The sequence below is a fragment of the Flavobacterium restrictum genome, assembly GCF_007097245.1.
GTDB classification, from domain to species: Bacteria; Bacteroidota; Bacteroidia; order Flavobacteriales; family Flavobacteriaceae; genus Flavobacterium; species Flavobacterium restrictum.
The window spans coordinates 64187-89266 of sequence record NZ_VJZT01000002.1; the positions used below are offsets into that span (position 1 = coordinate 64187).

Sequence of the window (25080 nt, forward strand, 5' to 3'; positions counted from 1 at the left end):
CGTATGAAAACTCTATTTTCAGTTATCCTAATAAGCACTTTTTGTATTGGTTTTCAAGCAAGTGCACAAAACACTAAAACCGATAAAACCGAAGAATTTGACGTAAACGGACTTCAAGTCATTTTGAAACAAACACCAAAAGAAGTCATAAGTGCCCGCCTTTTTATTCGAGGAGGTACTGCAAATTATAGTGTTGCCAAGGAAGGAATTGAGAACGTTACCCTCCAGTTAATGATTGAAGGCGGTACAAAATCATTGAGTAAAGCAGCCTACAAAACGGCAGCCGAAAAGTTAGGAACGCAGCTAGATGCCAAAACACAATTGGATTTTGGTACCATTAGTATGACCTGTGTCAAATCCTATTGGAACGAATCTTGGACGTTGTTCTCGGAGGCGATTATCCATCCTGCTTTGGGCGAAACCGAATTTAATTTACTCAAAGAGCAATTAATTTCCGACGCCAAACAAATGGAAGGTGACCCGGACGAATATTTAGTGAACTTATCCAAAAAAGTAGCTTTTCCAGGTCAAGATTATATAAAAGTCACTACTGGAACCGAAAAGAGTTTAACCGCCTTGACGCTTTTGGACGCACAAAATTATTACGCAAAAACAATTGGCAAAAAAAGATGTTTCCTTGTTGTCGTAGGGAATATATCTAAAGAAGAACTTACTCAAAAAATAAAAGAAAGCTTGGACAAAATGCCAATAGGAACTGCGCCAACGATTCAAAAAATAGTCAAAACTGCACCAAAACAAACCGCTTTTATGGAAGATCGAGACATTGCTACTAATTACATCAGGGGGATAATAAGTGCGCCAAAAGCCAATTCGAAAGAAGGTGTTGCCACCAAAATTGCGATGTCAATCCTATACGACCGCTTTTTTACCGAACTTCGCACCAAAAGAAGTTTGAGCTATGCACCCGCTGCTTTTTATGTAGAATCTGCAGTTACTAGTCCGTACAGCGTCTTGTATATTACGACTACAAAACCAAAAGAAAGCATCCAAGTCATGGTAGATGAAATAAATGCCGTGAAAAAATATGGTTTCAAAAATGAGGAATTAATCAACAAACGACAAGATTTTTTGACTAATTATTACTTAACGCTAGAAACTACAGGATCACAAGCCGATGCGCTGGGATTGGCTCAAATTCAGGGAAATTGGCGACAAGTAGATGCGTTGAACAAAGCCGTCACCGAAACCACTTTGAAAGAGTTGAACACCACTTTTGACACCTATTCTAATCGCATTATTTGGACTTATTTAGGAAAAAAAGAAGCTGTTAAAGACACTGATTTTAAGCAACCTAATAAAAAATAGAAACTCAAAAAAGCCTCTAGTTATCGCTAAATTAGAGGCTTTTTTTTTATAATTTATTTTTCAATTGCTCTTTGACACCATCAAACCATTCGTTTTTTAGAATGCTCAAAATGATGCTGTCCCTGCGAACTGCACTCCCTAAAGTGGGCATGTGACTGCGCATGACGCCTTCGACTTGACAACCAATACTTTTCATGGCGGCAATGCTCCTCAAATTACTAGCATCGGCTCGAAATTCTACTCGCTCAACACCCAAAGTTTCAAAAGCAAATTGCAACAATAAAAATTTGCAATGCTTGTTGAGTCCCGTTCCTCTAAACGCTTTTCCGTACCAAGTATAACCCAATTGTAGGGTCTTGAATCCAAGATTGATGTCATAAAAACGAGTACTTCCAGCGTATTTTCCTGATTTTTTGTCAAAAACAATAAAAGGAAATTCGGTGTTGTTTTCTCTGGCTTTCAAAGCCAATTGAATGTAGTGAATTAGATTTTGCTCACCATTGGCACGCACCAACGAATACTGCCAAGTTTCAGGTTCGTTGAAGGAAATTTCCAATAGATTTTCGACATCGCTGGCTAGCAAAGGACGCAGCAAAACAAAATCGTCTTCAAGAATGGTTTGGTTAGATAGTTGGGGCGTTGTGATCATTGGTTATTTTTTGCAATTTATAAAAAAAGAAAATACTTTTGAATTGGAATGTAAGTAACAATCATCGTATAATGTTGTGTTTTAAAAATTAGACAAAATGAAGTAATAGATTGATTTTTAACTATTATTGACACTATAGCTTCTTTTGACTTTACGACTTTTAACCTTTCGACTTACTTATCTTTAAACCAAATTATTGATTTTGGCATATTGCAAGAGCATAATCGTTTTGGCATCTTTAATTTGGCCTTGAGCAATCATGTCATAAGCTTGGTCAAAGTCATATTCTAGCACCTCAATATTTTCGTGCTCGGTAACAACGCCACCGCCTTCACTAACTTTCATTTCGGCAGTATATTCACCTACAAAAAAGTACAAAATCTCGGTCACAGAACCCGGTGACATATAGGTTTCGAATACTTTTTTGACTTTTGAAAGCCGGTAACCCGTCTCTTCTTCGGTTTCACGAATGATGCATTGTTCGGGATTATCTTTGTCCAAAAGCCCTGCACAAGCCTCAATCATCATTCCCGATTCGTTGCCGTTGAGATAAGTTGGCAACCGAAATTGGCGTGTTAAAACCACAGTGCTATTTTCCGAATTATACAACAGTATTGCCGTACCGTTTCCTCGGTCATAAACTTCCCGAATTTGGATTTCCCAAGTGTTGTCTTTTTTTTGATAGTCTAATGTTACTTTGTTTAAAAGGTACCAGTTATCCGAAAGCAATTCGGTTTTTTGGATTTTTATCGTGGGAGTTGTCATTTTTTTGATTTTTTAAAGTAAAAAAAACGCCCTGAAAAAATCAGAGCGTTTTGGAAATTTTATTTCAATATCGTTTGTTTTCTGTCAGGACCAACAGAAACAATTTTGATAGGCACTTCAATTGCTTCCTCGATGAATTGAATGTACTCTTTCAACTCAATTGGCAACTCTTCGTAAGTGGTCATCCCAGTTAAATCTTGATGCCATCCTTTGAATTCTTGGTAAACAGGAGTTACATTTTCTGGCTCAATATTGTAGGGGAAATGGGCAATATTCTCACCTTTATAATTGTATTGGGTACATACTTTTAAGGTTTGAAAACCAGAAAGTACGTCACCTTTCATCATCATTAATTGAGTCACTCCATTTACTTGAACAGCATATTTTAAGGCTACTAAATCCAACCAGCCACAACGTCTTTGACGCCCAGTAACCGATCCAAATTCGTTACCCACTCTAGCCATTGTTGCACCATCTTCGTCAAAAAGCTCTGTTGGAAAAGGACCACTTCCTACACGAGTTACGTAGGCTTTGAAAATTCCGTACACTTCCTTGATTTTGTTAGGAGCAATTCCTAATCCCGTGCAAGCCCCAGCAGCAGTGGTATTAGAAGACGTTACAAACGGATAGGTTCCAAAATCAACATCCAATAATGACCCTTGTGCCCCTTCGCACAAGATTGATTTACCCGCTTTTTGAGCTTGGTGTAAATATTCCTCGCTATCTATGAAATCTAATTTTTTCAATTCTTCGATAGATTCGAAAAATTCTTTTTCCATTTCTTCAAGATTGTACTGAATGTTAACATCGTAGAACTTAATCATTTCCTCGTGTTTATCAGCCAAAGCTCTGTAACGATCTGCAAAATCTTCTAGTTCAATATCGCCAACACGAATCCCATTTCTACCCGTTTTGTCCATGTAAGTTGGGCCAATTCCTTTAAGTGTAGAACCAATTTTGGCTTTCCCTTTGGACGCTTCAGAGGCGGCATCAAGTAAACGGTGTGTTGGTAAAATAAGGTGCGCTTTTCTAGAAATGATTAATTTGCTTTTGATGTCAATATTAAATTTAGCTAGACCTTCAATTTCTTTTTGAAAAACTACAGGATCTATTACTACACCATTGCCAATAATATTGATGGCAGTTTTATGAAAAATCCCAGAAGGTATCGTTCTTAAAACGTGTTTTATACCGTCAAATTCCAAGGTGTGTCCAGCATTTGGACCTCCTTGAAAACGGGCAATAATATCATAATTTGAGGTAAGTACATCAACAATTTTTCCTTTTCCTTCATCTCCCCATTGTAATCCTAGTAATAAATCTACGGTCATTCTGTTTATTATTTGTAGTTAATTGTTTATAGTTGGGACCACTTCGAGGTCGTCCTTAAGCGTTTTTTTTTTGTTTCCATACAGATATAACGAATGATTCGTGATTTCGATATCGAATATTTCTTCTATTGTCTTTTTTATGATTTGGATTCTTGGATCGCAAAACTCGATTACTTCGCCAGTATCCGTCATGATGATATGATCGTGTTGCTTATCGAAGTAGGATTTCTCGTAATGTGCTTGGTTTTGACCAAATTGGTGTTTGCGAACCAAAGCACAATCTAACAGCAACTCAATGGTATTATACAGCGTAGCTCGACTGACACGGTAGTTTTTATTTTTCATTTTGATATACAAATTTTCGATATCAAAATGCTCTTCACTTTCATAAATTTCTTGAAGAATAGCGTACCGTTCAGGCGTTTTTCGATGTCCTTTGTTCTCAAGATAAAGTGTAAAAACGTTTTTTACAATTTCTTGATTTTTATTGTTATCTGTGGAAATGAGTGTCATATCTGGCAAAGATAAATTTTTATTTTTAATGAGTAAAGTTTATACTTCAAAGTTTTAAATTGAAAAAGGAATAGGCTACAATTACGTTTTATAGACTCGGCTTACTTTCTCTATTCCATCAATTTTTTTGATGTTATTGATCATTTTTTTCAAAATGGTATTGTTTTGTACCACAACCGCCACTTGACCATGAAAAAGACCCGCGTCAGTACTTAATGAAATACTCAAAATATTGACATTCATGTTGTTCGAAATTACTTTTGTAAGTTGGTTTGTCAGTCCTAGAACATCCATGCCTGTGATATCAATTATGGCTTTGAATTCCTCTTGGGTTGAATCGATCCATTTGGCAGCCATAATTCGGTACGCGTAATTGGACTGCATACCAATGGCATTGGGGCAATCTTTTTTATGCACTTTGATGCCTTCGTTGATGGTGATGAACCCAAAAACTTCGTCACCTGGAATGGGATTGCAACAAGGCGATAATTTGTAATCGAGTTTGTCGTGCTCTTTCCCAAAAACCAGTAGGTCGTAATTGTTGTTAACTATAGGTTTATGAATGTCGGCATCGGCGGTGTGGCTTGGCGACCGCTTGATTTTATTTTTGAAAAAATTAATAAACGAATTGCTTTTTTGCGCAGCATAATCCTTGAGTTGTTGGTTTTCGATAGCACCAATTCCTACACGGTAAAACAAATCTAAACTTGTTTTTAATTTAAAAAAATTAACCAATTCATTGATAACCGACTCATTTAGCGTTATCTTAAGGTGTTTTAATTTCCGAGTTAAAAGTTCTTTTCCTTCTTCGCCAATTTTTTTGGTATTTTCGTTTAGGACATTTTTTATTTTGGTTTTGGCTCTTGAAGTCGTTACATAATCGAGCCAGTTGGCGGTTGGTTTTTGATGTTGCGAGGTAATTACATCAATTTGATCCCCGCTTTTTAATTCATAATTTAGCGGTACCAATTTGCCGTTCACGCGAGTACCACGAGTACGAATTCCAATTTCGGAATGAATACTAAAGGCAAAATCAAGCGAGGTAGCACCTTTTGGGAGTGATTTTATTTCCCCTTTTGGTGTAAACACAAAGATTTCTTTTGAATATAAATTCATTTTGAAATCCTCGACAAAATCTACGGCATTGGTTTCGGAATTTTCTAGTGCTTCCTTGAGTAGGTTGAGCCACACATCCAAACCACTTTCTTCGCTGGCACCATTTTTATATTTATAATGGGCAGCGTATCCCTTTTCGGCAATTTCATCCATGCGTTCGCTACGAACTTGTACTTCTACCCAGCGTCCTTTTGGTCCCATTACGGTAATATGCAAGGCTTCGTAACCAGTAGATTTTGGCGATGAAATCCAATCCCGCAATCGGCTGGGGCTGGGTCTATAATGATCCGTTACGATAGAATATATTTTCCAGGCTTGAAATTTTTCTTCGTTTGGAGGTGATTTGTATACAATACGCAAGGCAAATTTATCATAGACTTCATCAAAACTTACGTTTTGCGCTTTCATTTTGCGGCGAATGGAGTAGATGGATTTTGGTCTGCCTTTTATAATATAATCTAGTTCCTCTACATCTAATGACGCTTTTAGCACATCCGAAATGTCTTTTATATAAGCATCTTGCTCCTCTTTGGTTTCTTTTATCCGACTTACAATTTCGTTATAAATAGCAGGTTCCGTGTATTTTAAACCCAAATCTTCTAGTTTTGATTTGATATTGTACAATCCCAATCGATGTGCCAAAGGAGCATAAATATACAAGGTTTCGGAGGCAATTTTAGTTTGTTTCTCCTCTTGCATCGAATCCATGGTTTGCATATTGTGCAACCGATCCGCGAGTTTTATCAAAATTACCCGAACGTCATCATTGAGCGTTAGTATCATTTTTCTAAAATTCTCGGCTTGCATGGACACATTCAAATCCTTTTGAACCAAAGAAATTTTAGTTAACCCTTCAACGAGTTGCGCCACTTTTGGGTTAAAAAGACGCTCAATATCATGAATCGTTATGGGCGTATCCTCGACCACATCGTGTAGCAAGGCAGCAGCGATGGAGGTAGCACCCAAACCAATTTCCGAAGCCACAATTTTGGCCACAGCAATAGGATGAAAGATATAGGCTTCGCCTGATTTTCGCCTTTGGTCTTTATGGGCGTCAACAGCCACATCAAAAGCAGTTCGAATGAGTTTTTTATCTGTAGGCGTTAACGTTTGGTAACTTATGCGCAGCAATTCTTTGTATTCGTGCGCAATGGCTTTATTTTCTTTTTCAATATCTATTTCTAACATAATTGCAGGTTCAATTCCTAAAAATAGCAATAAGTTCGTAGATATGCAAGTAGCAATAGGGTTTAGTTTGCTAAAACTTTTTTGAAATCCAAATCTTGAAAATCATAACTAAAATCTGTTAATTCCGAAATGGGTTTCATTTTGATTCCAATAGCCTTTCCAGCAGCGTCAGTTGTTATAAACAAATGCGCATCGGCATTAAAAAAAGCATTGTTCCATTTTACGACAAGATTATTTTCAGCATAGAAAAAAACTTCGCCAGCCAATTGCGGAGAGCGTTTGGATTGAAAATATAGTTTCCCTTTTTTTTCGGTTAAAACAATAGTTCCAAACCAATTATCTTGGTACGTACCTGTATAATTAGACCAATTTGTTTTTACTTTATCGGTTGTATTTTTGGTTACTGCTGCCCAAATTGCTTGCGTTGTTTTGTCATCGGCAGCTTCGTTGTTGTTAATTCTGCTGCTGTAAAGAGCCACATAATCCTCCGAAGTAATGCCTAGATAAGCGTCTTTTATGGTATTGGTAATAGCACTAAAAGCCGCCCCTACTTGCTGATTGGTAAGTACAATAATGCCTAAATTTAATTCTGGAATTAAGGTTACTTGGGTTACATTCCCTTCTAGCCCGCCAGTATGCGATACTTGTTTATAGCCTTTTACATCATTCAGGAACCAACCCAATCCGTAACCGTTAAAATGGCTATTGTAAGGTGGGCGTGTTGTTGTGGGGATTATTGTTTGCAATTGCCACATTTCATTTTGTCGTTCTTCCGTAAATAAAGACTTATTTTCAGGGCCATATTTACCTTTGTTAAGTTGGAGTATAACCCATTTACTTAAATCATTCACACTCGAATAAATGCCAGCAGCACCATCAAAAAGGTTGTTGGCGTAAGGCTTGATGACCTTTAATTTACCGTTTACGGGTACATGAGGTGCAATGACATTCGAGGTGTCCTTTAATCGCTTGTAGGAGGCAACGCTGTTTTTCATTTCCAAGGGAATCATAATGCGTTGCTCTACAAAGTCCGCCCAAGAAAGGCCACTCACTTTATGAATAATTTCTCCCGCTACAATGTACAAAAGGTTATCATAATCAAATTTTGTTCTAAACCCAGAAACAGGTTTCAAATACTGTAAATTTTCGATAATATCTTTGGAAGTAAAATTGCTTCCATCAGGCCAAATCATCAAATCGCCTGCGCCAAGACCCAAACCACTTCGGTGCGTTATTAAATCCCGAATGGTAAATTCCTGCGTAACATAGTCATTGTACATTTTGAAATTAGGAAGGTAAGTGATTACTTTATCATCCCATTTTAGTTTGCCTTCCTCCACAAGCATTGCTAGTGACGCAGTTGTAAAAGCTTTGCTATTAGAAGCGATTCCAAAAAGGGTGTTGGCATCAACTTTTTCATGGGTCAAAATAGATTTTTCTCCATATCCTTTGGCATGGATTACCTTTCCGTCCTTGATAACTGCTACAGCAATCCCGGGAACATTAAAACTTTTCAAGGTGCGTTCTACCAAGGCATCGATTTGATTGGTCGTTAATTGGGCAAAAGAATTGGAAACCAAAAAAACGATTACTAGTACTGTGAATGTAATTTTTTTCATATTCAATTGTATTTTAAGTTGTTCAAATAATTAGATCCGTTTAGGCTAAAATCCTCTTTGTCTTTTGGCTTCAAAAATCAAAATGGCTGCCGCTACCGACACATTCATCGAGTCGATTTCGCCTTGCATGGGAATAATAATATTTTGGGTGGCAGCATCGCGCCATTCTTGTGTTAATCCAGTAGCTTCCGTTCCTACTACCAGCGCTGTAGGTGTGGTATAATCTTGGGTGTGGTACGAATTTGCATTTTGCAAAGTAGCACAATAAAAATTGATATTTCGTTCTTTTAAATAAGCAATAATTTCGGTGGTTGTTCCCGTTGCAATTTGGTTGGTAAAGAGGCAACCCACACTGGAACGCACTACATTAGGATTGTAGCAATCGCTTTTTGGGTTGGCAATAATCACGGCGTCAAGATGGGCTGCATCGGCAGTACGGAGCAAAGCACCAATGTTTCCAGGCTTTTCTGGAGCTTCGGCAACTAGAATTAATGGGGTGTCTGAAAGTTTTAAATCCTTCAGGGTCAGAGACTTGGTTTTGGCTATAGCCAAAATACCTTCGGTAGTATCGCGATAAGCCAGTTTTTGATACACGGCAGCATTTATTTCGATACATTCGGCCGTGGTGGTTAGTTCCCGAGTTTCGGATTCAGAGCAAATTTCGGGGACGAATAAAAGTGTTGTTATTTCGTAGCCGCCTTTTAGTGCCAACGAAATTTCCCGTTTTCCTTCAATCAAAAAAGTACCCGATTGTTTTCGGGATTTGGCTTTTTCTTGCAAAAGAACCAAGGATTTTATAAAAGGATTTTGAATGGAAGTAATTTGTTTCAAAACGTAGGTTTAAAAAGTTTAAGTTGCAAATATACATAGAGATTTTTAGTTGTGTATCATGAAACGGCTTGGCATTCGTTTTAAAAAAAAGCAGCCATAGATTTGACGATGACACTAATTTCAACAGACTTTTTTTTGAATTTAATTTCCTTATTCGTAGAAAACTACCGTTTTTGGCACTAATTATTCCTGACTTTATAATGGAAAGCATTCTGGAATACTGTTTTTGTAAAATAATTAGCTATTTTTGACTAAACTTCTACCTCATAATGATAGTCACTCTTTTAGATCTTATTGGGACTTTTGCTTTTGCTATGTCAGGCGCTTTGACGGCTATGAATAAAAAACTAGATCCTTTTGGGATTTTGATTATAGCATTTGTGACCTCGATTGGCGGCGGCACCATACGGGATATTATGATTGGGCGAACGCCAGTGGGATGGATGCGGGATTTGAATTACCTTTATGCCATCAATCTAGGATATGTTATGGCGTTGATTTTTAAGCAAAAATTACTGCGATTGCGTATCTCTTTGCTCCTTACGGACACAATAGGATTGGGTGTTTTTACGTTAATTGGCATACAAAAAGGACTTGATTACGGAATTCATCCTTTTATTTGCGTAGCTTTAGGAACCATAACGGCCTGTTTTGGGGGTATACTTCGGGATGTTTTGTGTGCCGAAATTCCAGTTGTATTCCGAAAAGAAATTTACGCCACCATTTGTATTCTTGGCGGTATAGTTTTTTTTGTATTGCAATCCATGGCATTCAACGAGAATGTGGTGTACCTCGCCACATCGCTTGTTATTATCGTTATTCGGTTGCTTGCGGTCAAATTCGATTGGTCGTTTCCCACTTTCGAACCTAAATCATAACGTGCTTTTGTACAACATTAAAATTAAATCGTGAAGAAATATTGGGTTCAACAGTATCATATCAACCACTACGAGCAGTGGAATGCCTTTATTGGTCAAGCCAAAAATGCTACTTTCTTGTTGCATCGGGATTTTATGGAATACCACAACGATCGGTTTGTAGACCATTCGTTATTGGTGTATGAAAATGAGAAACTGGTAGCCGTATTGCCCGCCAATAAAGTAGAAAACACGGTATATTCGCATCAAGGATTAACCTACGGCGGACTGATTTATACCGAAAAAATAAAGTTAACCACCGTTATCCAAATCCTAAAAGCCGTTTTAATTCATCTCGAAGAAAACGCAATAGCGACTTTGTATGTAAAAACAATTCCGTCACTTTACCATCAAAAACCTGCCGAAGAATTGCTGTATGTGCTGTTTGTAGCAAAAGCCCAATTGGTGCGCCGTGATTCGCTTTCGGTGCTTGATTTAAAGCAACCAAATGCAATTTCTAAAATAAGAAAAAGAGGGATTCAAAAAGGAATTTCAAACAAGTTACAAGTTAAAGAAGTTACTGATTTTGACTTGTTTTGGAATCAAATATTACTGCCCAATTTAGCCTTAAAACACCACACAAAACCGGTTCACAGTTTACCAGAAATCACCAAACTAAAAAATTTATTTCCCAATAATATTCGGCAATTTAATGTGTATCAAAACGATATTATTGTGGCAGGAACGACTATTTTTGAAACTGAAACAGCAGCACATTGCCAATACATTTCTAAAGCAGCAAATGACGAAAATTTAGGTGGTTTAGACTTACTATTTGCCCATTTGATTGCAAATGAATTTAAAAACAAACGTTTTTTTGATTTTGGAATTTCCAATGAAGACCAAGGTCAAAAACTAAATGAAGGATTATCGTATTGGAAAGAAAGTTTTGGCGCAAGCACCCTTGTTCAAGATTGCTATGAGGTAAAAACTGCGAATTACAGTGCATTAGAAACGGTTTTGATATGATACAATTTTTAGATTTAAAAAAAATAAACGCCCCTTACGAAAGCGCTTTTCAGCAAAAGCTGGAATCCTTTTTGGCTACTGGCTGGTACATTCTGGGCAATGAAGTTACCACATTCGAAACGAATTTTGCTGCCTTTTGCGGGGCTACATACTGCATTGGTGTAGGCAACGGGTTGGATGCGTTGGTGTTGCTTTTTAAAGCCTACCAACAATTAGGAAAATTACAAAAAGGCGATGAAGTTATTGTTCCAGCCAATACTTATATTGCGAGTATTCTAGCCATTTTGCAAGCCGATTTGGTTCCTGTTATGGTCGAGCCGAGGTTGGAAACCTACAACCTCAACCCCGATTTGATTGTTGCCAAAATCACCCCAAAAACCAAAGCGATACTAGTTGTTCATCTCTACGGACAATTGGCAGAAACGGATGAAATTAATGCAATTGCAACAAAAAATAATTTGATTGTGGTTGAAGATGCAGCGCAAGCACATGGGGCAGTTTTTGAAGCCAAGAGCCAAGAGCCAAGAGCCAAGAGTCAAAATTCTAAAGCCTTCAGTTTCTACCCATCCAAAAATCTAGGTGCACTCGGCGATGGTGGTGCCGTTGTTACTGATGATGAGGAAGTAGCTAAAACCATTAAAAGTTTGCGTAATTACGGCTCACAAATAAAATATTACAACGATCATATAGGCGTAAATTCCCGACTTGATGAGCTACAAGCGGCTTTTTTGAATGTAAAATTACCCCATTTAATGACCGAAAACGAACAACGCCGCAAGATTGCTAAACGCTACCTTTTGGAAATAAAAAACAACAAAATCCTTTTGCCTTTTTGGGATTTATCGGCCGCCCATGTGTTTCATTTGTTCGTTATTCGCACACCCAATAGAACCCACTTACAAGCGTATTTAAAACAAAATGGAATCGAAACCCTGATTCATTATCCCGTACCGCCACACCAGCAAAAAGCATTAGCCGCATACAACAAGCTATCCTTTCCCATTACCGAAAAAATACATCAGGAATGTTTGAGTTTGCCCATGAGTCCCGTTTTGACCCCAGCCGAAGTGAATTTTATAATTGAGGTTTTAAATAAATATTAATTTGAGTTTTATAAAAAAAATATCGCAAACGAACCTATTTAAGATTGCTTCACTCAACAGTTTGAGTATCGTTTTGAAATTAGGAATTGGATTGATAACCTCCAAAGTCATTGCTGTTTTTGTTGGACCAAGTGGCTTGGCATTGGTTGGTAATTTCAGGAATTTTGTAGGCACTTTTGAAACAATATCAACTTTAGGTTTTCAAAACGGAGTTGTAAAATACATTGCCGAAACCAAAGAGAAAGAATTAGAATTTAAACGGTATGTAGCTACAGTTTGTATTACAGTAGCAACTGTATCAGTTGTATTAAGTGGTCTTTTATTTTTCTTTTCAGCACACTGGAATACGCTAATTTTCGGCTCTCATCTTGATTATAGTTTTGTTTTCAAAGCCTTTGCTTTTGCCTTACCTTGGTATGCTTTATCACTCGTTTTAGTATCTATTATGAATGGTTTAGGCAAATTTAAACATGTTATTTACATTAACACCATAGGAAATTGTATCGGACTAGTGGTTTCGGTTGGGTTCATATATCACTATCAAACTTTTGGTGCATTATTGGCTACAATAATCACCCCTTCCCTATTATTTTTGGTTTCGTTTTATTATGTCAATAAGGATTTTTCGCTGTTAGCTCATATTCGTTTTGATCTTTTTGATTTTAAAATAATAAAAAACCTATCTCATTATTTCTTGATGGCATTTGTTTCAGGAATAGTAGGTTCACTTGTTTTTTTGGCAGTCCGAAAAAACATAATAACCATCGTGGGTATACAACAAGCTGGGTATTGGGAAGCCATGACACGAATATCCTCCTATTATTTGCTATTTGTTTCTTCTATTCTTACACTTTATTTTTTACCAAAATTAGTGACTTCACAAAACAAACAAGCCACAAAAAAGGTCTTTTGGGTGTATTACAAAACTATTTTCCCATTTATTATTTTAGGATTGTTATTGCTTTATTTAAGTCGTTTCCTAATTGTTAAAATCCTTTTTACCAAAGATTTTTTACCCGTAACCTCGTTGTTTTTTTGGCAATTATTGGGGGATTTATTCAAAATGGCTTCTTGGATTTTGGGGTATAATTTTTTTGCCAAAAAGTTAACATTAGCTTTTATAGTAACCGAATTATTTTCGCTTTCCATAACCTATTTTTCAAGTATTTTTTTAATTAAAATATACGGTATTCAAGGAGTTGTAATGGCGTATGCCTTCACTTATTTAATTTATTTATTGGTTTTAAGTGTGTATTTTAGGAAGAGTTTGTTTTGAAAACATTTACAATTTCTTGTTAAAAAAAATCATTAAGTGATTTTTTTTTGCTTATTTTTACACTTATTAACATTTAAAAGATCACAAAATGAAAAAAATTACCCGATTTGTAATCACAGTAGTACTTTTTTTAAGTCCAGTTATTGCCTTTTCACAAATCAGCACTAATACTGGTGGTGCAGCAAATGTTTTACCTAATTCACCAACTACCAATGCCAATGTGGGAATTGGGACTAACACTCCTAAATCTAAATTGGATGTTGAAGGTGGAGTTTCCATAGGAACAAATTATTCTGGATCATTTGTATCACCTGCAAATGGTTTAATTGTTGAGGGAAATATTGGTATTGGTACTACATTACCTTTAGGTGTTTTAGATGTAAAAGGAGGCTTGTCTGACGGACAAATTTTCACAAGTGCTGTGGATTCTTACCTTAAATCAACTATACTAAATATCGGCTCTATTAGGGATACTCAAAACGGAACTAGATTACTAACTTTCTTTGATATACCTTCATCAAATTTAAATCCTAAATCACAATTTGTTTTTAAAATTGAAGACAGAGCTAATATGAATAGATTTAAAATCAGTGCTATGGTTGGTGACTATAGTGATCTAGAATTAAATAATGCCACACAACAAACTTATTTCAGAGTTTCAAGTAATGGTGGAGATTTTAGTTATTTAGAAATGCCAAAAGCAGATTCTCATTTCGTCATTGGTGGTTCACAAGCTTGGCCTATTGTTCATAAATTTTGGGTTAAAGCTGGTTCTTCCAAGTTTGAGGGGGATGTTTTTGTAGATACCAACATCGGCATCGGAACTGCGAATTTTGTTGATGGTACGGACACCTATAGACTTTCGGTAAAAGGTAAAATAAGAGCCGAAGAGATTAAAGTATATACCACTTGGGCTGATTATGTTTTTAATAAAGGCTACAAATTGCCCTCTCTAAAAGAAGTAGAAAGTTACATCGCAACAAACGGTCACTTACAAAACGTTCCTTCTGAAAAAGAAATCACCGAAAAAGGTTTAGAACTAGGAGAAATGGCAAAAATCCAACAAGAAAAAATAGAGGAACTAACCTTGTATTTAATCCAACAAAATAAGGATATTGAAGTTTTAAAAGCCCAAGTAAAATTGCTTTTAGAAAATAAACAATAAAAACAGTACTTATTTGAAATAAAAAAACTTGACACTATTGGTTCCAAAACCAATATAAAATCACTTCCTATTCTGTTAAAAAAAATAAACATTATCTCCTATGAAACGTTATTTAATGCTATTGTGTATTGGTTTTTCATTTACGGTTTCTGCACAGAAAATCTCTTTTGAGTATGATGCTGCTGGAAACCAAATAAGCCGCACATTGTGTTTGTCGTGTACGGGCAAAAAAGCAACTGTAATCCCAAAAGAAATTGAAGCTGTAACGGAAAAAGATTTACAAAAATTCACTCCAAATGATGTTATTTCCTATTATCCAAATCCAGTTAAAGAAGAGTTGTATCTAAAATGGGAGCTCGCCAATGATGCCTTTGTGACAACGCTAATGCTGTATAATTTCAACGGACAAGTTTTAAATTCCTATTCTAAATCAAAAAAGGAAGACACACAAACAATCCCTTTTCAGTCGTATCCATCAGGAACTTACCTGCTAGTTTTAAACTATAACAATGGTGAACAAAAAACGATTAAAATTATCAAACAATAATAGATGAAGCATTTTTACCATACACTGCTATTAATTGGATTAAGCTTATTTACAAGAGCTCAAACAACTACTCCAACAGGAACCTCTGCGGAAGTAGGTATTACTGAAGGACAATTGTCCGTATCGCTTACAGGTGGAGCTAATTATGCTATACCAATAGCGGTGCCACCAGGAATTAACGGGGTAGTTCCACAAATAAGTTTGGCGTATAGCAGTCAAGCCGGTAACGGTATGGCTGGCTATGGCTGGAATACTACAGGAGTTTCATCCATAACTAGAATTCCTAGAACTACATTTCATGATACTGCTGTGGGAGGCGTGAATCTTGATGTCAACGATCGTTTTGCTCTTGATGGGCAGCGTCTAATAGTAAAAACGGGCACTACAGGAATATATGGTGCAGATGGTACTGTTTATGAAACCGAAAATTTCTCTAATGTAAAGATTACCTCACTTGGTGTATCGCTATTGGGTGCTGCTTATGGCCCCGCTTCATTCAAGGTCGAGTATCCAGATGGATCAGTGTCAGAATACGGCATTACTACTGATTCTCGATCTATTACAACATGGTCTATATCGTATTGGCAAAACCCACAAAGTGTGCGAATTTCGTATACCTACAATAACACTAATAATAGTATCGCTATAGCGAGTATCAAGTACGGAGCAGTTGGCATTAATACCCCTATAAATGAAATAAAGTTTAATTACGTTACTCGTACAAGACCAGAGCAAGCGTATGTGGGTGGACAAAGTATTACTAACACGTCCATTTTAGACAATATTGTAGTGACGAGCAGCAATATTGGTTTTAGAAAATATACTTTATTTCGCGACACGGCTACCTCTCTTAATTACGAACGACTAATAAAAATTATTGAAACTAGCGGAGATGGGACTAAAAGTTACAACCCTACTATTTTCAACTATGATACTAAAGCAGAAGGATTGATAAGTAATCCCATCGCTACAAGTATTGATATGACAAACGTGTCAGCTAATACCAGCTCTTATACTTCGGGGGATTATAATGGCGACGGAAATATGGATTTTATTTTATATCCAACTTACGGAACGTATGCCAAAAAGAAATATTGGCTTTTTTGTGGTTTAAAAACCGATGGCACTAGTAACCCTACTGTTGAAAGCAACACGGGAGCATTTGACGAAATTTTTACCTCTACAATACTTTATAATACTACAGGCGGATTCAAACTTTTGCCAAAACAAGGATGGACAATAGTAAAAACAGATGCTACAACCAGCCAAACAACCTTTTCAAACTATACCAATCTAGATACTTTTAATCCAATAAATTTATTAGGCAACAAGTCCTATGTATTCCCTACCTTTTCGTTCACCAGGCAACATATTTGCGGGGATTACACCTCTATTTATGCTGACACCTATACCGTTACTAAACGTTATTTGAGTGGCGATTTTAATGGTGATGGGCTTACCGATGTGATTGCAGTTGAAAACGAATTGATGTACACATCAGCTTGTGACCGTACCACCCAGCGATCAGGAGGAAATGCTTTTTTTGTGAATTTAGATCCAAGACAAACAACTGGATTTGTTACCAGTGCAGGAAACATAGGGAGTTATTCAGCAAGTAGTATACAAATAGCTGATTTTAATGCCGATGGAAAATCGGACATATATGTTTTTAACGACAATAGCTGTACGGTTTATGGCCTAAATGCTAACTTACAATTTGATATATTAGCTCAAATAACTGGCGATACCAACATCACCATAAGAAAAAAAATACTTATGGGCGATTTCAATGGCGATGGAAAAACGGATTTCTTTGTTCAAAAAGTAGAGAGTGGTAATGAGTATATAAAATATTTCTCGACTGGAACAACGTTGTTGAACACAAATACACTTTTTACATCCCCTATTTCTTCCGTTGTTAATTGCACTAATAATGTTGTTCAAATTATACCTAATGACATCAATAAAGACGGAAAGACAGATTTAATTTATGTTAACAAAAGTAGTTGTACAACTAGTGGCAAAACAGGTATTACCAAAACAACTCTTTCTCTCAATGTATATAAAAATATGGGGGTTAGCTTTGCTTTAGAAGCATCAATCAATTTAGACAACAACTCGCCTATTGGTACATCAGCATTGCCTATTTTTTTAAATTTTGATAAAATCAATCCTAACATGGAAATTGATTTTATTTCGGATAATAAAATTTTAAATTTTGTATCCAAAAAAGATTTTAGTGCCGAGTCTAGACTCAAATCTATTATTACTGGCAATGGCATTACCGAGACCATAACCTATAAACCCCTAGTCCCCGAAGTTTGTAGCTATAACTGCAAACCCACCTATAAAGAAGTTAGTCTTGTAGAAAACTATCCTAATGTCGATATTTATTCGGCTCCTGGGTTTCAAGTGGTGTCCTTGCTCGAAAAAAAGAGTACAAGCGTTTACAAGAAACAACAGTTTGCTTATGCTGGAGCTACCTCTAACATGGAAGGATTGGGTTTCTTGGGTTTTCGTGCTACTATGCGTACCAACTGGTATGAAGTGGACTCTCAAATCATTAGTTCAATATCTAAATTTGACCCCAATTTGCGTGGTGCCAATATAGAGAATTACACCTATGAAGGCTTATATACACCAGAAACTGTAGCCAATCAAAAAGCACCCACTACAGCTGTACCCAATAGCATTATTGTATCTGATTATACTTTTGCAACAACGGATACACGTACTGCCTCGGGTAGTGTAATTATTAGACCCGGGATAAATGGTACAATTATTAAGCCTACAACGGGGACAACCTTCCTAGCCACTATCATACCCAACTATGATGCTACAGGTTTTACCGAGACCAACACCACACCGCCTATAGGACTAATAACCAAATCCTTATCCAGTTACGAGGCAACCTTGGCAGCTAATAAAGTTTATAAACTACAAAATGTACAGTCCAAAAACTACAACATTCTGGACAACACTAGTAGTGAGACCAATACAATTTATGATGGGTATAATAACCCGTTAGAGTCGATAACAAAACTCAAAAATGCAGGTCTTGAAGAGCAAACCACTACAACTACAGTAACCTATCAAACACCAAATTCAACAGGTAGGCCTACTGCAAAATTCCAGACTGTAATTGCTGCTGGTGATAGTATGAGCAGCAAAGAAACCTATGACTACGGTACGGGAACAGAAATCAATTTACTCAAAAAAATAGAGAAATTCGGCAACAACACTACTGCTATTAAAGAGACTAATGTGTATGATTCTTTTGGGAATATAATTACCAAAACGATAGCAGCAACAGGAATAACGGATCGAGTTACTAGTTATAAATATGACACATCAGGGCGTTTCCTGATGGAAAGTACCGATATTGAAACACTAAAAACATCCTATGTTTATAACCCAGACGGAACACTTAAATCCGAAACCAATCCATATAATTTAACGACCTCCTATTTATATGACTCTTGGTTCAAGAAAACACAAACTACTGATTATTTGGGTAAAATAAATAATTATGCGTATACACGAGATACCGAAAAAACTAAAATTACCACTACAGGATATGACGATGGCAGTTATAGCGAAGAACTATTTGACGATTTAGGCAGGAAAATTAGAACAGGCGTAAAAGACATACAAGGAAACATGTCCTATAAAGACTATTTATATGATATCTATGACCGCAACTATAGTGTAAGCGAACCCTATACGGCGAGCCCAAGCCTATGGAGTACCACAGCATACGATATATACGGCCGCCCAAAAACGGTCACGTCCTTTACTGGCAAAATAATGAGCATGGTTTATGAAAAACTCAAAACCACAGTAACGGATAGTAGTACGGGTAAAACTAAAGCTTCGACCAAAAACGCCATAGGCAATGTAGTAACAATGACCGAAGCCCCAATAGGTGGATCCGTATATTACACCTATTTTGCTAATGGCAACCTCAAAGAAACGAACTATCTAAACAATAAAATATCCATTACCCAAGACGGTTGGGGTCGTAAAACCAGTCTTAATGACCCTTCGGCAGGGTTGTACACTTATGAGTACAATGCCTTGGGCGAAACTACCAAAGAAACCACCCCAAATGGTGAAACAAGCTTTATACTCGATCCAGCCACCAGTAAATTAACGTCCAAAACTATAAAACAAGGGGCCACAACCCTATCTACTACTACCTATACGTATGACCCCACTAGTAAACTACCTACAGGCAACACGTTTACCAATGTACTAGAAAACAATAGCACCATTACCAATGCAATAGCGTATGACAACAAAAAAAGAGTAACGGGTACAACCGAAACTACTCCTTATGCTAAATTTGATAAAACAGTAACGTATGACAATTGGGGTAGAATAGATACCGAAACCAGTACTGCTACATTATTAGCAGGAGGCAAAACCAGTACCACCAAAATCCAAAACTTTTATAAAAACGGCTATGCCTATCAAATAAAAGACTATCCTAATACCACGACGCTTTGGCAAACCGATGTCGTTAATGCGCGAGGGCAACTTGTAAAAGTCACGTTAGGTAATACCATTATTATCAACAATACCTATGACGCTATGGGTTATGGATATTTAAGCAATACAAAGCACACGTTGAGCACCTCTACCGTTATGGAACTAGGCAACGTGTTTGACCCCCAACGAGGCAACCTCACGAGTCGAACTAACAGTTTGTTTAGTACTAACGAAACTTTTACGTACGATAGCCTAGACCGCCTTTTGACTTTTCCTAACGGATTGGGAGCTACCGAAACGCAAAGCTATCAAGACGATGGACGCATAAAAACAAACACATTAGGCACTTACAACTACAATACCGCCAAAAAATACCAAAACACCTCCGTAACACTTACGCCAGATACCAAAGCGTATTACCAAGCCACGCCATTACCACTACAAACCATAACCTACAACACCTTTAAGGCTCCTATAGAAATAAGCCAAGACGGAGTAGACAAAATAAGTTTTGTTTACAACGATAGCAACGACCGTAGCATAATGTATTATGGAGGACTAGGCCTCAAAGACTCCCGCAAATACCGCAAACACTACAGTGCCGATGGTACTATGGAAATTAAAGAAAACCGTGCCAATGGCGTAGTAGAATTTGTAACCTACATAGGTGGCGACGGTTATACAGCCCCAATAGTGTACAAAAAAACATATCCCACCACAGGTACACCTCAAGAACAAACCTTATATTTGCATAGAGATTATCAGGGAAGCATCTTGGCAATAACCAATAATGTGGGTGTCGTTCTCGAAAAACGCCTTTTTGATGCGTGGGGTAATATAGCCAAAGTACAAGACGGCAACGGCAACACCCTAAACGGTCTTACTATTCTTGACAGAGGCTACACTGGACACGAACACCTACAAAGCGTAGGGCTCATACACATGAATGCCCGCTTGTACGACCCCAAGTTGCATAGATTCCTGCAACCTGATAATTATGTGCAAGATCCTAGTAATACCCAGAACTATAACAGGTATGGGTATTGCTGGAATAATCCATTAAAATATAACGATCCTAGTGGGGAATTCATATGGTTTGTAGTCGCATTAGCCGCTTTTATTAATGGCGAAATGGCCGCAACATCTGCAGCTAGACATGGTGGTAATGCTTTCGAAGGTTTTTGGAAAGGAGCTGTCGTTGGCGCAATAAGTGGCGCTCTTGGTCAATTTGGAGGAGGAGTATTCTTAAATAATGTTATTTGGGGTGTTGCAACAGGCATAGCAACTGGGGGTATTAATGCTGCTCTAAATGGAAGCGATGTTGGTAAAGGCATGTTGTATGGTGGTTTAATTGGAGGTGCTTTCGCATCATTAACTTCATTAAACGAGATGGCAACTAATTACAAAGCTGGATATGGTTTTAAAACCGATAGTGGTGTAGTAAAAAATTTAGTAAAAGAAGCCAATATTAACGGTACTATAGATGCAATAAGAGCTCAAAGAGCAATAGATTATGTACAAGTTAAATACGGTATGGAAGGTGCAAAAATGACTTACGACAATAGTTTAAAAGACTATGGCATTACGGATCCAGTTACTGGAAATATAACAATTGGACCAGTAGCTTTTAGTTCAGATGCCTTTTTAAAAGCAACAACTGTACATGAATTAGGTCATTCAATACTTGATAGAACAATGTCTAATGGAGTTTTTAATGGGTGGAAATATCCATCAGGAGTTTTCCCTGCAAACAATTCAACTTTAGCTACGGATGGTCCTCTAGGATATGCTCAAGAAATTTATAGCTATGGAAAAATGAACATGGGTTTGACAAATTTAAACTCAATACGAAGTGCTAATCCATTATGGACCGAGTGGAGTAAAGGATGGTTTTCTAAAACTTTTTCATTATTACCTATGAGATTTGAAAATAAAATAATTTTAAAATTTTATTAACATGAAATATTTATGTTGTTTTTTGATATTTATCTTTATTAATTGCAAAAGTTTAGAAAAATCTAAACCATTATTAAAAATAGAGAATCCGTTTAATATAACTTGTAATATTATCAAAAATAAGATAGTAAATTTAGAAATAATTAACAATACCCTTGATGATTTTAAAATAAATAAATTAAATAATTATTGTTATTTGAATATTAAAATTTTAAATAATAAAGGCATTTATATTGAGCAATCTATAAAAATAAAAGTTTTTTGTGATGGTGAATTTGTTGATTTAAAACATAATGAAAAATTGTCGTTTAAATATGATTACAATTTAGAAGAATTGTTTAAAGATCTTTTAAAAGAAAAAGAATATACAATTCAATTAATTTATAATGGTAAATTATTAAAGAATACGTCACCCGTAATTTTAAAAGACAATTTGATTTTACAGGTAAATTACCATATGACCACCGACGGCGCGGATTTGCACTAAACCCGACCGCTCGGATAGATTCCTGCAACCGGATAATTATATACAAGATCCTAGTAATACCCAGAACTATAATCGATATGGGTATTGCTGGAATAATCCGTTAAAATATAACGATCCTAGTGGGGAGTTCATATGGGTGCCAATAATTATCGGTGCAATCATTGGTGCAATAAGCGGAGGTGTTGCATATACTGCGCAAGCTATTCGAACAGGAAACTGGAATATTGGGCAATTTGGGTTATCTGTTTTAGGAGGAGCAATTATTGGAGGAATAACTGGTTGGGCTTCACCTATGAGTGTTATTGGAGCTAGTATAGGACAGTCTATGGCGACTGCTTTTATAGGTGGATTAATGCCTGCCTATGGTGTGCAAGTTGGAGACTGGAGTTTTAGCATTTCACCAAGTATTGCTTTTGGTAACACAGCAGGTATAGGAGCGAGTTTAAGCGTAACTTATAGTGCAGGAGATTTTAGTTTCTCGGGAGGAGTAGGTATTATGAGTAATAGTAATTATAACGGATTAGGTAAAAACGGTATGGAAATAAGAAAGTCCATTTTGGCTAGTTATGATGATGGAAAAAACGGGTTTTCTTTAGGCACTAATATTTGGAGTGGCACAGATGGCATGAAAGAATTTAGTCAAACAACAGGCGTGGTTGGATTGCATTTTGGAGATTTTAGAGCGATGTATGAGAATGATGGCGGACCGGTACTTAAGCAAACAGGATTAGGAGGAGGAACAGATAGCTATAGAACTGCCGCTTTGAATTTATCTATTGGAGAGTTTTCCGCAGGATTTAATTTGTTTACGGGAGCAAGAGATCAAAGCAAAGACCCCGAAAAATGGGCAGTTACTAATAGTGTAGATGGATACAGCAGGAAATACACTCGTGGATATGTTAATGAAACTGGAACAAAATATCGGTTAGGAGCATTAACAGTAGGTTATGGAGGTTATAGAGTTGGTGTAAATAGTGAGCATTTACGTCATGCAATACAGGATAGAGTAATTCACGGCATGATAAAAGATGCTGGTTTTGAAAACCAATCTTGGGATTGGAAAGGTTATTCTCAATACAGAACTTCTAATGGCTTCACATCATGGTAAAGAGAATATTAATTTTTTCCTTACTGTTTGTCGTCCTAGGATGTTTTACATTAAAAACTGAATACGGAAATAGACGTTTTAAAACAAGTTATTTTAAGATAAAACAAAACTCGAATAACGATGTATATAAATATGTTGACACAAATGTTGTTTATAAGTTGATTTCGTTAAAACACAATGGTTTAGTAACTCCAAATTATAATTATAGAAAATATTTTTTAAAATTCTATGATAAAGGAAGAGTTGGCAAATTTGATATTTTTGATATAAATGACAATAATTGTATTAATCCTAAAAAAGCAGATATGGGATTTTATAATTTTAATGATGGAATTTTGCAAGTGGAATTTTATCATATACATCCTCAAGGTAATTTTTTCCACATAGATAGTATGAAATTATTTAAAGATTCAATTGTTGAGTATGATGATAAATTTAAAGAAGAAGCAATTCATATCAAGATTTTAATTCCAAAAGAGTGGAAAAGATATAAACCCGATTGGTAAAGAAGAAATACAAAACGAAGAAAGCCGAGCAATTGCTCGGCTTTCTTGTTATAAATCCCCCGCTAGTCCGAGCATTAGGTACTCGTGATGGATAGCTCGGATGTGCAATCCGTGCCCACTTACGAGTTCAAACATCACAAACTACAACCCTTAAAAATATTTTTTTTTAAAGAGTAGCTATACAAATAATTTTGGTTAGGTTTGTTTTAGATGCCAGTTGGAATAGGCCCTGATTGCACCCGAGCGATAGCGAACTGACGAAGTAAATCCGCGCTTTCCAAGCCGAGGAGAATATGTATATCCGAGGGATCGGGGGTAATGCATCCAGCAAATACCTCCCTACATAGCCAAATAATCTTCTCTAAAAAAAGCGACGTTCAAAAAACATATTGGAACGTCGCTTTTTATAAAATAACAATTGCAAATTATTTTTTTCCATACAGGCAGCTACCTAGACGTTTTATAAATTCCTTTTTTTAGTTTCTTTTTTCTGTATTTTAGGGTTTTTTGGCTCTCAACCCTTGTTTTTAAAAGGTTTTTGGTGTTTTTTAAGTATCCGCAACTAATTTGAAAAATCACTAAAAATGGGGATTGTTTCCTTTGTTTTTCCTACTTACCTTTCGATTATTAATCTAAAAATAATTAGAAATTATGGGTAACATCACCGAGAACAAATTGAACACCGTAATTATTGCTGCGGATTTAACTGCAATAAATGCTAGTATTACTACCATTACTGCCAAATTGCCAGCGGGCAGCTTGACCGAGGATCAACGGGGTGGATTAAAGGCTATTGACGTTACCAACAAAGTTTTTGTTGAGGATGTTATTATAGAAATGGGGGTTAGTGGTACAGGAATAATTCCTGCGTTTATCAACCAAGCTTTTATCCAAAACGACTTAACGCTTTTTCAACAACTGGATGTTTTAGATGCAAGTATTAGTAATTTATGCCAGAAAATTGCCGACCTCAAACGCATTTGTGGTGACGAGGCTTACACAGCCGCCTTGGCAGTATATCGCATTTATGACGGCGCCAACCAAGCAGGTGTTCCTGGGGCTAAACAAGCGTATGACAAACTAAAATCACGTTTTGATGCGCAAGGGAATGCAGGTCGAAAAACAGATCCTCCTATTGTATAATCCTTACGGCAACAAGGGCTTTAGCTCAATGCCATTAAGTTAAGCAGAAAATTATAAAATTAGCACGCAGATTC

General features: G+C 36.6%; 19 protein-coding genes. 12 read left to right on the forward strand and 7 right to left on the reverse strand.

Going from position 1 to position 25080, the window contains the following annotated elements:
* Nucleotides 1-3: 3 nt before the first annotated feature.
* Nucleotides 4-1326: a M16 family metallopeptidase gene (locus FNW21_RS02420; RefSeq protein WP_144255153.1), complete on the forward strand. Its 1323-nt coding sequence runs from the start codon at nucleotides 4-6 to the stop codon at nucleotides 1324-1326.
* A gap of 46 nt (nucleotides 1327-1372) precedes the next feature.
* Here the strand turns inward: FNW21_RS02420 and FNW21_RS02425 are convergent, their stop codons facing one another.
* The 7 genes from FNW21_RS02425 to FNW21_RS02455 form a co-directional block, all read right to left on the reverse strand.
* Nucleotides 1373-1975 (reverse strand): GNAT family N-acetyltransferase, encoded by a 603-nt coding sequence (locus tag FNW21_RS02425; RefSeq protein ID WP_144255154.1) that lies wholly within the window; start codon nucleotides 1973-1975, stop codon nucleotides 1373-1375.
* Between the two features lie 183 nt (nucleotides 1976-2158).
* Nucleotides 2159-2740, reverse strand: a complete 582-nt coding sequence (nudK, locus tag FNW21_RS02430; RefSeq protein ID WP_144255155.1) for a GDP-mannose pyrophosphatase NudK — start codon at nucleotides 2738-2740, stop codon at nucleotides 2159-2161.
* 59 nt (nucleotides 2741-2799) lie between these two features.
* Entirely contained in the window at nucleotides 2800-4071 is a 1272-nt protein-coding gene (locus FNW21_RS02435; protein WP_144255156.1) for an adenylosuccinate synthase, read from the reverse strand.
* A gap of 18 nt (nucleotides 4072-4089) precedes the next feature.
* The gene (locus FNW21_RS02440) at nucleotides 4090-4584 is read right to left on the reverse strand and encodes a Fur family transcriptional regulator (RefSeq protein WP_144255157.1); all 495 of its coding nucleotides are present in this window, start codon (nucleotides 4582-4584) and stop codon (nucleotides 4090-4092) included.
* Between the two features lie 81 nt (nucleotides 4585-4665).
* Nucleotides 4666-6888: a RelA/SpoT family protein gene (locus tag FNW21_RS02445; RefSeq protein ID WP_144255158.1), complete on the reverse strand. Its 2223-nt coding sequence runs from the start codon at nucleotides 6886-6888 to the stop codon at nucleotides 4666-4668.
* A gap of 62 nt (nucleotides 6889-6950) precedes the next feature.
* Entirely contained in the window at nucleotides 6951-8507 is a 1557-nt protein-coding gene (locus FNW21_RS02450; RefSeq protein ID WP_144255159.1) for a serine hydrolase, read from the reverse strand.
* Nucleotides 8508-8552: 45 nt separating this feature from the next.
* Nucleotides 8553-9338 carry a TrmH family RNA methyltransferase gene (locus FNW21_RS02455; protein ID WP_144255160.1) on the reverse strand — a complete coding sequence of 262 codons (786 nt, stop codon included), beginning with the start codon at nucleotides 9336-9338 and terminating at the stop codon, nucleotides 8553-8555.
* Nucleotides 9339-9610: 272 nt separating this feature from the next.
* Here FNW21_RS02455 and FNW21_RS02460 point away from each other — a divergent pair, with 272 nt between their 5' ends.
* The 11 genes from FNW21_RS02460 (at nucleotide 9611) to FNW21_RS02510 (ending at nucleotide 25006) form a co-directional block, all read left to right on the forward strand.
* Entirely contained in the window at nucleotides 9611-10216 is a 606-nt protein-coding gene (locus tag FNW21_RS02460; protein WP_144255414.1) for a trimeric intracellular cation channel family protein, read from the forward strand.
* Nucleotides 10217-10246: 30 nt separating this feature from the next.
* The gene (locus FNW21_RS02465; RefSeq protein ID WP_144255161.1) at nucleotides 10247-11224 is read left to right on the forward strand and encodes a GNAT family N-acetyltransferase; all 978 of its coding nucleotides are present in this window, start codon (nucleotides 10247-10249) and stop codon (nucleotides 11222-11224) included.
* A complete protein-coding gene (locus tag FNW21_RS02470) occupies nucleotides 11221-12327 on the forward strand; it encodes a DegT/DnrJ/EryC1/StrS family aminotransferase (protein WP_144255162.1) in 1107 nt (368 codons plus the stop codon). The genes FNW21_RS02465 and FNW21_RS02470 overlap by 4 nt, the downstream gene beginning before the upstream one ends.
* 1 nt (nucleotide 12328) lies before the next feature.
* Nucleotides 12329-13603, forward strand: a complete 1275-nt coding sequence (locus tag FNW21_RS02475; protein ID WP_144255163.1) for an O-antigen translocase — start codon at nucleotides 12329-12331, stop codon at nucleotides 13601-13603.
* Between the two features lie 88 nt (nucleotides 13604-13691).
* On the forward strand, nucleotides 13692-14768 hold the full coding sequence (locus FNW21_RS02480) for a SlyX family protein (protein WP_144255164.1): 1077 nt from the start codon (nucleotides 13692-13694) through the stop codon (nucleotides 14766-14768).
* Nucleotides 14769-14868: 100 nt separating this feature from the next.
* Nucleotides 14869-15315, forward strand: coding sequence for a T9SS type A sorting domain-containing protein (locus FNW21_RS02485; RefSeq protein WP_144255165.1), 447 nt, complete (start codon nucleotides 14869-14871; stop codon nucleotides 15313-15315).
* A 3-nt stretch (nucleotides 15316-15318) separates the two neighbouring features.
* The gene (locus FNW21_RS02490) at nucleotides 15319-21762 is read left to right on the forward strand and encodes an RHS repeat-associated core domain-containing protein (RefSeq protein WP_144255166.1); all 6444 of its coding nucleotides are present in this window, start codon (nucleotides 15319-15321) and stop codon (nucleotides 21760-21762) included.
* Between the two features lies 1 nt (nucleotide 21763).
* On the forward strand, nucleotides 21764-22249 hold the full coding sequence (locus tag FNW21_RS02495) for a hypothetical protein (protein ID WP_144255167.1): 486 nt from the start codon (nucleotides 21764-21766) through the stop codon (nucleotides 22247-22249).
* Between the two features lie 136 nt (nucleotides 22250-22385).
* Nucleotides 22386-23357: a polymorphic toxin type 23 domain-containing protein gene (locus FNW21_RS02500; protein WP_144255168.1), complete on the forward strand. Its 972-nt coding sequence runs from the start codon at nucleotides 22386-22388 to the stop codon at nucleotides 23355-23357.
* A complete protein-coding gene (locus FNW21_RS02505) occupies nucleotides 23351-23863 on the forward strand; it encodes a hypothetical protein (RefSeq protein WP_144255169.1) in 513 nt (170 codons plus the stop codon). Before FNW21_RS02500 ends, FNW21_RS02505 begins: the two co-directional genes overlap by 7 nt.
* 651 nt (nucleotides 23864-24514) lie before the next feature.
* Entirely contained in the window at nucleotides 24515-25006 is a 492-nt protein-coding gene (locus tag FNW21_RS02510) for a hypothetical protein (RefSeq protein ID WP_144255170.1), read from the forward strand.
* Nucleotides 25007-25080: the final 74 nt, after the last annotated feature.

Excerpts from the sequence above, each read along its gene's own strand:
- FNW21_RS02420 (WP_144255153.1), top strand. The coding sequence starts at position 4 with ATGAAAACTCTATTTTCAGTTATCCTAATAAGCACTTTTTGTATTGGT.
- FNW21_RS02425 (WP_144255154.1), bottom strand. The coding sequence starts at position 1,975 with ATGATCACAACGCCCCAACTATCTAACCAAACCATTCTTGAAGACGAT.
- nudK (WP_144255155.1), bottom strand. The coding sequence starts at position 2,740 with ATGACAACTCCCACGATAAAAATCCAAAAAACCGAATTGCTTTCGGAT.
- FNW21_RS02435 (WP_144255156.1), bottom strand. The coding sequence starts at position 4,071 with ATGACCGTAGATTTATTACTAGGATTACAATGGGGAGATGAAGGAAAA.
- FNW21_RS02440 (WP_144255157.1), bottom strand. The coding sequence starts at position 4,584 with ATGACACTCATTTCCACAGATAACAATAAAAATCAAGAAATTGTAAAA.
- FNW21_RS02445 (WP_144255158.1), bottom strand. The coding sequence starts at position 6,888 with ATGTTAGAAATAGATATTGAAAAAGAAAATAAAGCCATTGCGCACGAA.
- FNW21_RS02450 (WP_144255159.1), bottom strand. The coding sequence starts at position 8,507 with ATGAAAAAAATTACATTCACAGTACTAGTAATCGTTTTTTTGGTTTCC.
- FNW21_RS02470 (WP_144255162.1), top strand. The coding sequence starts at position 11,221 with ATGATACAATTTTTAGATTTAAAAAAAATAAACGCCCCTTACGAAAGC.
- FNW21_RS02480 (WP_144255164.1), top strand. The coding sequence starts at position 13,692 with ATGAAAAAAATTACCCGATTTGTAATCACAGTAGTACTTTTTTTAAGT.
- FNW21_RS02485 (WP_144255165.1), top strand. The coding sequence starts at position 14,869 with ATGAAACGTTATTTAATGCTATTGTGTATTGGTTTTTCATTTACGGTT.
- FNW21_RS02490 (WP_144255166.1), top strand. The coding sequence starts at position 15,319 with ATGAAGCATTTTTACCATACACTGCTATTAATTGGATTAAGCTTATTT.
- FNW21_RS02495 (WP_144255167.1), top strand. The coding sequence starts at position 21,764 with ATGAAATATTTATGTTGTTTTTTGATATTTATCTTTATTAATTGCAAA.
- FNW21_RS02505 (WP_144255169.1), top strand. The coding sequence starts at position 23,351 with ATGGTAAAGAGAATATTAATTTTTTCCTTACTGTTTGTCGTCCTAGGA.
- FNW21_RS02510 (WP_144255170.1), top strand. The coding sequence starts at position 24,515 with ATGGGTAACATCACCGAGAACAAATTGAACACCGTAATTATTGCTGCG.